An 8,897-nucleotide genomic window follows, 5' to 3' on the forward strand; every position below is an offset into this window, starting at 1 on the left:
CCCGCGCGGGGCCCCCCGGCGCCCGGGCCCGGGCGGGGCCGCGGGGGGTCCCCGGCCGCGGGCGGGGGGGCGGCCCCCCCGCCGGCCGGGGCGGGTGCGACAGGCGCGGGTCCGGGCGCGGGCCGCCGGGGTGGTCGGCGCGAACCGAGCCGGGTGGACGCGACCCGGCCCGAGCCGGGCCACCCCGCTCAGCGCAGGTCGATCCCACTCAACGCACACCCATCCAGCTCAACGCGCGCCACCCCGCTCAGCGCAGGTCCATCCCCAGGTCCAGCGCGGGCGAGGAGTGGGTCAGGCCGCCGACCGCCAGGTAGTCCACGCCGGTCTCGGCGTAGGCGCGGGCGACGTCCAGGGTGAGCCCGCCCGACGCCTCCAGCAGCACCTCGTGCCCCGCCGCACGGCGCCCCGCGGCCCGGCGCACCGCCTCGGCGCACTCGGCGACGGTGAAGTTGTCCAGCAGCACCAGCCCGACGCCCTCGTCGAGCGCCTCGTCGAGCTGCTCCAGCGAGTCCACCTCGACCTCGCACGGCCGCTCGGGCGCGTGCGCGCGCACGGCGGCGATCGCCGCCCGCACCGACCCCGCGGCCTGCACGTGGTTGTCCTTGACCAGCACCGCGTCGCCGAGCCCGAGCCGGTGGTTCACCCCGCCGCCGCAGCGCACCGCGTACTTCTCCAGCAGCCGCAGCCCCGGCAGCGTCTTGCGCGAGTCCCGCACGGCCGCCTTCGTGCCCGCGACCTCGTCGACCCACGCGGCGGTCGCGGTGGCGACGCCGGACAGGTGGCACAGCAGGTTGAGCGCGGTCCGCTCGGCCGTGAGCAGCCCGCGCACCGGCCCGCGCAGCACCAGCGCGGGCTCGCCGGGCGCCGCCTTCGCGCCGTCCTCGGCCCGCGCCAGCACCTCCACGCCGTCCCCGAGCACCGCCCGGAACACCTCCAGCGCCACCGGCACCCCGGCGAGCACCCCGGCCTTGCGCGGGGTCAGCTCGGCGACCGCCACGGCGTCGGCGGGCACCGTGGCCTCCGTCGTGGCGTCGGGCCCGTAGCGCAGGTCCTCCGCGAGCGCGGTCGTGATGACCGCGCGGGCGTCGTCCAGGTCCAGTCCGGTGCTCACGCCGCTCCCCTCGCCGGTGCGGGTCCGCCCCGCACGCCCGCGGCGCCCGCGCGGGCGCCGCTCCCGTCCAGCGCGGCCCTCACGCCGCGTCCCGCGCCAGCGCGGCCCTCACGCCGCGTCCCGCGCCAGCGCCGGGTCCGCCAGCACCGGCTGCCCGCTCGGCGTCAGCCGCACCACCTGGCTGCGCGACCACCGGGCGTCGTCCCGCCCGGCGTGGTCGGTGCGCACGTGGCACCCGCGCGTCTCGGTCCGCTCCGCCGCCGCCGCGATGAGCGCCCGCGCGGCCAGCGTCAGCGCCGCGTCCTCGACCAGCTCGCGGCTGTCCAGGACCCGGTCGGTGGTGGACAGGTCCAGCACCGAGCCGACCACGGCCAGCCCCTCGGCGTCCCGCCCGATCGCGGCGTAGCGGCTCATCACCCGCTGCAGCGAGTCCCGGTCCGCCACGGGGGCGGTGGGCAGCTCGGCGTGGCCGGTGGCCCTGGCGAGCAGGCCCAGCGCGAGGTCGGCGGCGACCGCCTCGGCGGCCCGCGCGCCCACGACCAGGCCCTCCAGGAGGCTGTTCGAGGCCAGCCGGTTCGCGCCGTGCAGCCCGGTCCTGGCCACCTCGCCCGCCGCGTACAGGCCGGTCACGGCGGTGCGCCCGTCCACGTCGGCCACCACGCCCCCGCACGCGAAGGGCGCGGCGGGCGCGACCGGGATGGGCTGGCTCGCCGGGTCGATCCCGGCCGCCAGGCACGCGGCCAGCACGGTCGGGAAGCGCCGGGCGAAGTCCCCGATGCCGGTCGCGTCGAGGAACACGTGGTCGTCGACGCCGCCGGGCGCGGTGGCCGCGTGCCGGGTGATGGCCGCGGCGACCACGTCGCGCGGGGCCAGGTCCTCCAGCGGGTGCACGCCGCGCATCACGCGCCGCCCGAGCGCGTCGAGCAGCACCGCGCCCTCGCCGCGCACGGCCTCGGTGACCAGCGGGCACCGGCCGCGCGCGCCGCGCCCGGTGTAGAGCACGGTCGGGTGGAACTGGACGAACTCGACGTCGGCGGCGTGCGCGCCCGCGCGCATCGCCAGCGCCAGCCCGTCGCCGGTGGCGACCTCCGGGTTGGAGGTGGCCTGGTAGAGCTGGCCGAGGCCGCCGGAGGCGAGCAGCACGGCGGGGGCCGTGACTACGCCGGGCACGCCCGCCGAGTCCAGCACGAGCAGCCCGCACACCGCGCCGAGCGGGGTGCGCACGGCGTCGACGGCGACGTGGTCCTCCAGCACCGGCACCCGGTCGTCCCCGGCGGCGGCGAGCAGCGCCCGCTCCACCTCGGCGCCGGTGGCGGCGCCGCCCGCGTGGACGACGCGGAACGCGCTGTGCCCGCCCTCGCGGGTGCGGGCGAGCTTGCCGCCGGGGGCGGGGTCGAACACGGCGCCGCGCTCGCGCAGCCGGGTGACCGCCGCCGGTCCGCCCGAGACGATCGCGGCGACCGCGGCCTCGTCGCACAGGCCAGCGCCCGCGACGAGGGTGTCGGCGACGTGCGCGTCGACGGTGTCGCCCTCGTCGTGCTCGCCGGGCAGGACGACGGCCACGCCGCCCTGCGCCCACCGGGTGTTGCCGTCGCCGCCCGCCGCCTTGGTCACGACCAGGACGCGCAGCCCCAGCTCACGGGCCCGGAGCGCGGCGGTGAGGCCCGCGACGCCGGTGCCCACGACGACCAGGTCGGCGCGGGCCTCCCAGCGCGCCGCGCTCACTCGCCGCCGCCGGGCTGACCGATCTCGATCATGCGCTGCACGGCGCCCTGGGCGCGGCGGGCGGTCTCCGCGTCGACGTGCACCTCGTCGAGGTTCTCGCGCAGGCAGCGCAGCAGCGCGGTCGGGGTGATCATCTTCATGTAGGTGCAGGACGCGCGGTCGTTGACCGGGCGGAAGTCGATCTCCGGGGCGGCCTTGCGCAGCTGGTGCAGCATCCCGACCTCGGTGGCGACCAGCACGGACTTCGCGCTGGTCCCGCGCGCGGCGGTGATCATGTCGCCGGTGGACAGGATCTTGACCTGCTCGGCCGGGACGGCGCCCTCGCCCGCGAGGTAGAGCGCCGAGGTGGCGCAGCCGCACTCGGGGTGGATGAACAGGTCGGCGTCCGGGTTCTCGGCGGCGCGCGCGGCCAGCTCCGGGCCGTTGATGCCCGCGTGGACGTGGCACTCGCCCGCCCAGATGCGCAGGTTCTCGCGGCCGGTCTCGCGCTTGACGTGCGCGCCGAGGAACTGGTCGGGCAGGAACAGCACCTCGCGGTCGGCCGGGATCGAGGCGACCACGTCCACCGCGTTGGACGAGGTGCAGCAGATGTCGGTCTCCGCCTTCACGTCGGCGGTGGTGTTGACGTAGGACACCACGACCGCGCCGGGGTGCTGCGACTTCCACTCGCGCAGCTGGTCGGCGGTGATGGAGTCGGCCAGCGAGCAGCCCGCGCGCTCGTCCGGGATCAGCACGGTCTTGTGCGGGGCGAGGATCTTCGCGGTCTCGGCCATGAAGTGCACGCCGCAGAAGATGATCGTGGACGCCTCGCTGGCGGCGGCGATGCGGCTGAGCGCCAGGGAGTCGCCGGTGTGGTGGGCGATGTCCTGGATCTCGGGCAGCTGGTAGTTGTGCGCCAGGATGACCGCGTCGCGCTCGCGGGCCAGCCGCAGCACCTCCTCGCGCCAGTCGGCGTCGGGCGCGATCCCGTCGTACGCGCCGTCCGAGGCGCGCTCCAGATAAGCGGTGGCAGCCATGAGTGGTCCTTCCCCGAGCCCCGTCGCCAGGTTTTCGCCCAGGGGACGAAAACAAGGTCGATAGTATCATCGGGTGGGACTCGCGGAACATGAGGTGCTGGCCGCCGTCCTCCAGGTGAGAGCCGGGTCACTCCAGGTCATGCTGTGGGAGCGGGGTCGGGAGCCGCAGGCGGGGCGCTGGTCGCTGCCAGGGGGGAAGCTCGGTCCCACCGAGGACGTGGAGGAGTCGATCCGGCGGCAGCTCGCCGAGAAGGTCGACGCGCGGCAGCTCGCGCACGTGGAGCAGCTGGCGGTGTTCAGCGCGCCGGGGCGCACGCCGGGGCAGCGGGTGGTCGCCACCGCGTTCCTCGGCCTGGTGCCGTGCGACGTGGACCCTGCGGTGCCGTCCGACACCGGCTGGCACCCGGTGGACGCGCTCCCGGCCACGGCGTTCGACCACGAGGCGATAGTGCGGCGGGCCAGGCAGCGGCTCGCCTCCAAGTTGTCCTACACCAACCTCGGGTTCGCGCTGGCCCCGCCGGAGTTCACCATCTCGGCGCTGCGCGAGCTGTACTCGGCGGCGCTGGGCTACCCGGTGGCCGCGACGAACCTGCAGCGGGTGCTGTCCCGGCGCGGACTGCTGGAGCCGACCGGGGCCACCTCGCCACCGGGACCGGCGGGCGGCAGGCCCGCGGCGCTTTTCCGTTTCGCGTCAAGGGGAATGCGGGTCACCGACCCGTTCGCCGTGCTGCGACCACCCTCAGGTCGTAGCGTGGGACCGTGACGTCGACGCTCCCGTTGTTCCCGCTCGGAACCGTGCTGCTGCCCGGGGCGTCCCTGCCACTGCACATCTTCGAGCCGCGCTACCGGCAGTTGACCGTGGACCTGGTGACCGGCGCCGTGCCGAACCGCAGCTTCGGGGTCGTCTCCATCAAGCAGGGCTGGGAGGTCGGCGCGGAGAACGTGCAGGCGCTGCAGGCGATCGGCTGCTCGGCGGTGCTCCAGGACACGCACCGCTTCCCGGACGGCAGGTTCGACCTGGCGACGGTGGGCGGCAGCAGGTTCCGCCTGCTGGAGGTGGAGGAGAACGCGGCGCCCTACCTGGTGGGCAAGGTGGAGTGGCTGCCGGACACCCCGTCGCCGCCGGAACTTGCGTCCGTGCTGCCGCTGCTGGCCGCGAGCGCCAGGGCCGCGCACGCCCGGTACCGGGAGGCGGCGCGGTTCGAGCGGGAGTGGTTCCCCGAGCACTCGCCGGAGATGTTCGACGACCTGGCCTACCGGTTGGCCAGCGACTGCCTGATGACGATGGAGGACCGGCAGCGGCTGCTGGAGGAGACCGTGGAGGCGCGGCGGCTGAGGTTGGTGCGCAAGGTCCTGCACCGCGAGGCCGGGCTGCTGGCGGCGCTGCGCGCGGTGCCCGCGCCCCTGTCGGAGTTCGGCCACCCGCCGAACCGGAACTGACCGGCGGGGCGCGGGTTCCCCGGTGGGGCGCTTTCCGGCGCCGCGAGCGCGGCGCCGGAACTCCTTGTGGCACAAGGGTGAGCGCCCGCGAACACCGTCATCCGGCCGCAGGCGGCGGCGCGTCGAGGACACCGCGCGCGGCGGTGCGGACGTGCGGGCTGGGGTCGTCGAGCGCGGGCCGCGCGAGCTCCGGCCTGCCGCGCAGGCGCAGCGACGCGACGGCGACGGCCCGCACCGCCGGATCGGCGTGCGAGAGGGCGGCCACGAGGCGCTCGCGCGCGGTCTCGGGATCGCCGATCCGGCCCAGCAGCAGGGTTTCCGCGCGGTCGTCGCCGGGGACCCGCCACTCACCGCACCGCTCCAGCGCCCGCAGCGCGAGCAGTCGCGAGCGCCGGTCGCCGGTCGCGAGCACCCGGCGCAGCGCGGGCGCGGAGCCCTTGTCCGCCAAGCGGAGCAACCCGGTGAGCGCGGCCCGCGCGTGCTCGCCGGAGGCGAGCTCCCCCAGTCGCGGCAACGACTCCACGCCGCCGACCTCGGCGAGCAACCACGCGGCGGCGGTCCGGACCTCCGGAGCCGGGTCGTCCAGGCAGGCCAGCGCGACGGCCTCGCCTCGGGCGTCCCCGGTGCGCCGCAAGGCGTTCAGGACCGCGTGCCGCCGGTCGGACGCGGACGGCCCCGCCGCCTTCCCGAGCGCGACGAGCAGCGCGGGCACGACCACCTCCGGCACGACCGCTCCGAGGTCCCGGTCGCGCGCCAGCGCGCTCAGCGCCTCGGCCGACCGCAGCGCGCCGACCTCGTCCGGGCCGACGACCCACTCGGCCAGCAGCGGCACGGCCTCGACCACCCGCCAGCGGCCCAGGACCACCGCGAGCGCGGAGCGGTGCGGGGTCGGACCGCGCGCGGCCTCCAGCAGCGGCGGCACGAGGTCGGGGCGCGGGACTCGCAGGCAGCGAGCCGCGACGAGTTCGGCGAACGCCGTCGCGTTGCCCCGCTCGAAGTGCGAGGCGCCCTCCGCGTGGTCCGGTTCCCGGCCGAGGGCCGCGACCAGGACGGGCGCGGCCTCCGGCAGGTCGCCGACCAGGGCGAGCGCGTCCCTGCGCGCCCAGTACCGGCGCGGGTCCTGGCACTCCAGCTCCGCGAGCAGTTCGGCGCGCCCGTCAGCCCCGTCCCCCACCGTCCCCACCCGCCCAGCCAAGCACAGCGCCCCCCGAACCCGCCCCACCCCGAATCCCCATTCCCCACCGAAGCGTCCTGGTGGGATTGTTCAACAATCCCCTACCGTGTGGCGCACAGCACACCCCTCCCCCAGCGAGGTGAGAATGAGCGCCACCGCACCGGACAGCGCCACGTCCAGCGACGGGAACGGCCGGTTCGCCTGGTACCGCACCCTCGGGCAGCGCGGACGGCGCGCCTTCGTCGGCGCGGTCGGCGGCTACGGCCTCGACTCCTACGACTTCCAGGTCCTGCCGCTGGGCCTGGTCGCCATCACCGCCTACTTCGGGATCACCAAGGGCGAGGCGGGCCTGCTCACCACGGTCACCCTCGTGGTCAGCGCGCTCGGCGGCGCCATCGCGGGCGTGCTCGCCGACCGCCTCGGCCGCACCCGCGCCCTGATGATCACCGTCGTCACCTACGCCGTGTTCACCGTCCTGTGCGGGTTCGCCACCAGCTACGAGGAGCTCCTGGTAGTCCGCGCCCTGCCGGGCCTGGGCTTCGTCGGCGCGTGGGCGGTCGGCGCGATCCTGGTCGCCGAGTACTGCGCGCCCCGCTACCGGGGCCGCACCGTCGCGTTCGTCCAGAGCTCGTGGGCGGTCGGCTGGGCGCTGTCGGTGCTGGTCTACGCGCTGGTGTTCGAGCTGGTGCACCCCGACCTGGCCTGGCGGGTGCTGTTCTTCACCGGCGCGCTGCCCGCCCTGCTGATCATCTACGTCCGCCGCCGCGTCCAGGACGCCCCCGAGGCCACCGCCCGCCGCACCGCGAGCGCCGAGCGCGGCTCGTTCGGCGCGATCTTCACCGGCCCGCTGGCCCGCACCACCGCGTTCGCGTCCCTGCTGGCCACGGGCGTGCAGGGCGGCTACTACACGCTCGCGACCTGGCTGCCGACGTACCTGAAGTCCGAGCGCGGCCTGACCGTCATCGGCACCGGCGGCTACCTGGCGTTCCTGATCTCGGGCGCGTTCACCGGCTACGTGTGCGGCGGCCACCTGACCGACGAGCTGGGCCGCAAGCGCACGTTCGCGCTGTTCTCGGTGCTGTCGGCGGCGCTGATCCTGCTCTACACCCGCATCCCGGAGGGCGCGAACACCACGATCCTGTTCCTCGGCTTCCCGCTGGGCTTCTGCACGTCGGCGATCTTCAGCGGGTTCGGCTCGTTCCTGTCGGAGCTGTACCCGGCGCACCTGCGCGGCACCGGCCAGGGCTTCACCTACAACTCCGGGCGGGCCGTGGGCGCGCTGTTCCCGGCGGCGGTCGGGTTCGCGGCCGAGAGCGCGGGCGTGGGCGGCGCGATGGCGTTCGGGGCGGCGGCCTACGGCATCGCCGTGCTGGCGCTGCTGGGCCTGCCGGAGACGCTCGGCCGGGAGCTGGGGTGAGCGCTGCCGCTCACGCGCGGGCCACCGCGACCGGCGCCTGCGCGGTCCGAAGCCGCTCAGGCGAGCCTGCGCCCCAGGTCGTCCATGCCGTTCCAGGCCGCGAGGCAGCCGTACGCGAGCGCGGTGCCGAGCGGCCAGGCCACGATGCCCCACGCGCTGTCCAGGGAGGGCGCCAGCCGGATCACCTCGCCGACCGCGGGCGCGGACGCCAGCTCGTGGCGCCAGGTCGAGAACGGCGCGCTGACCCGGAACGCCAGGAACGCCGCCAGCACCGATCCGACCGTCGCGGCCAGCATGACCACGGGGCCGCGCAGCTCGCGCATCATCCACGACGCGGCGCCGGTGAGCACCCCGGCGGCCAGGCCGAGCAGCACGAACACCATCAGCGAGTCGAGCCGGTGGTAGCTCTCGCCGGGCACCGGGACGAACCCGCCCGACTGCACCACGACGTTCTGGGCGGGCGCGAGCCACGCCCACAGCAGGCCGATCGGCAGGCCGAGGAGGGAGGTCGTGGAGAACACCTTGATCGCGGCCGGGATGTCCCGCTGCACCACCACCTTGGGCCGCTCGCGGTGGAAGGAGTACGGCGGGTGGGTCGGGGCGCCGGAGGTGTCCGCCCAGAACTCGGCGGGCGGCTGGCGGTCGTACCCGTCGAGGGTGTCGGGCCGGGCGACCCGCTCGGTCGGCGGCTCGACGTCGACCGCGGCGGCGGGGGCGGCGACGTGCGCGGCCACGACGACGGCCTCGGGCGTGGGCTCGGGCCCGTCGACGGGCGCGAGGGCCGCCTGGGTGCTCTCGTCGGCCTTCGACACCGGGGGCTTGGCGGCGTCGGCGGGCTGGGGTTCGGCGGGCTCGGGGGTGGCGGGCTCGGCCGCCTCAGCTTCGGCGGGCTCGGGAGCGGCGGGCTTCGCGTCGGCGGGCTCGGCCTCGGCGGGCTTGGCCTGCGCGACCGCGCCCCCGTCACCCTCGCCCTTCACGGGCTCGCCCGAGGCGCCCGACCCGTTCGCGGACCCG

General features: G+C 76.3%; 8 protein-coding genes. 3 read left to right on the forward strand and 5 right to left on the reverse strand.

Annotated elements, in window-relative coordinates:
* Positions 1-247: 247 nt before the first annotated feature.
* The 3 genes from nadC to nadA all read right to left on the reverse strand — a co-directional run bounded on the left by nadC (position 248) and on the right by nadA (position 3,852).
* Positions 248-1,111, reverse strand: coding sequence for a carboxylating nicotinate-nucleotide diphosphorylase (gene nadC / locus ACTUAL_RS26270; protein WP_440902120.1), 864 nt, complete (start codon positions 1,109-1,111; stop codon positions 248-250).
* A 108-nt stretch (positions 1,112-1,219) separates the two neighbouring features.
* A complete protein-coding gene (locus ACTUAL_RS26275) occupies positions 1,220-2,836 on the reverse strand; it encodes an L-aspartate oxidase (protein WP_440902121.1) in 1,617 nt (538 codons plus the stop codon).
* Positions 2,833-3,852, reverse strand: a complete 1,020-nt coding sequence (nadA, locus tag ACTUAL_RS26280) for a quinolinate synthase NadA (RefSeq protein ID WP_096496434.1) — start codon at positions 3,850-3,852, stop codon at positions 2,833-2,835. The genes ACTUAL_RS26275 and nadA overlap by 4 nt, the downstream gene beginning before the upstream one ends.
* Positions 3,853-3,925: 73 nt before the next feature.
* On the opposite strand from nadA, the gene ACTUAL_RS26285 reads away from it, so the two are divergent.
* Complete coding sequence (locus ACTUAL_RS26285; protein WP_096496435.1) at positions 3,926-4,615, forward strand: NUDIX hydrolase; 690 nt, start codon at positions 3,926-3,928, stop codon at positions 4,613-4,615.
* Positions 4,612-5,292, forward strand: a complete 681-nt coding sequence (locus ACTUAL_RS26290) for an LON peptidase substrate-binding domain-containing protein (RefSeq protein WP_440902122.1) — start codon at positions 4,612-4,614, stop codon at positions 5,290-5,292. Before ACTUAL_RS26285 ends, ACTUAL_RS26290 begins: the two co-directional genes overlap by 4 nt.
* A gap of 97 nt (positions 5,293-5,389) precedes the next feature.
* Here ACTUAL_RS26290 and ACTUAL_RS26295 read toward each other — a convergent pair whose 3' ends face one another.
* Entirely contained in the window at positions 5,390-6,466 is a 1,077-nt protein-coding gene (locus tag ACTUAL_RS26295; RefSeq protein ID WP_440902123.1) for a HEAT repeat domain-containing protein, read from the reverse strand.
* A 145-nt stretch (positions 6,467-6,611) separates the two neighbouring features.
* On the opposite strand from ACTUAL_RS26295, the gene ACTUAL_RS26300 reads away from it, so the two are divergent.
* Positions 6,612-7,883: an MFS transporter gene (locus ACTUAL_RS26300; protein WP_440902124.1), complete on the forward strand. Its 1,272-nt coding sequence runs from the start codon at positions 6,612-6,614 to the stop codon at positions 7,881-7,883.
* A gap of 56 nt (positions 7,884-7,939) precedes the next feature.
* Here the strand turns inward: ACTUAL_RS26300 and ACTUAL_RS26305 are convergent.
* A partial coding sequence (locus tag ACTUAL_RS26305) for a DUF2567 domain-containing protein (RefSeq protein ID WP_440902125.1) occupies positions 7,940-8,897 on the reverse strand: 958 nt, incomplete at its 5' end.

The sequence above is a fragment of the Actinosynnema sp. genome (assembly GCF_052038725.1).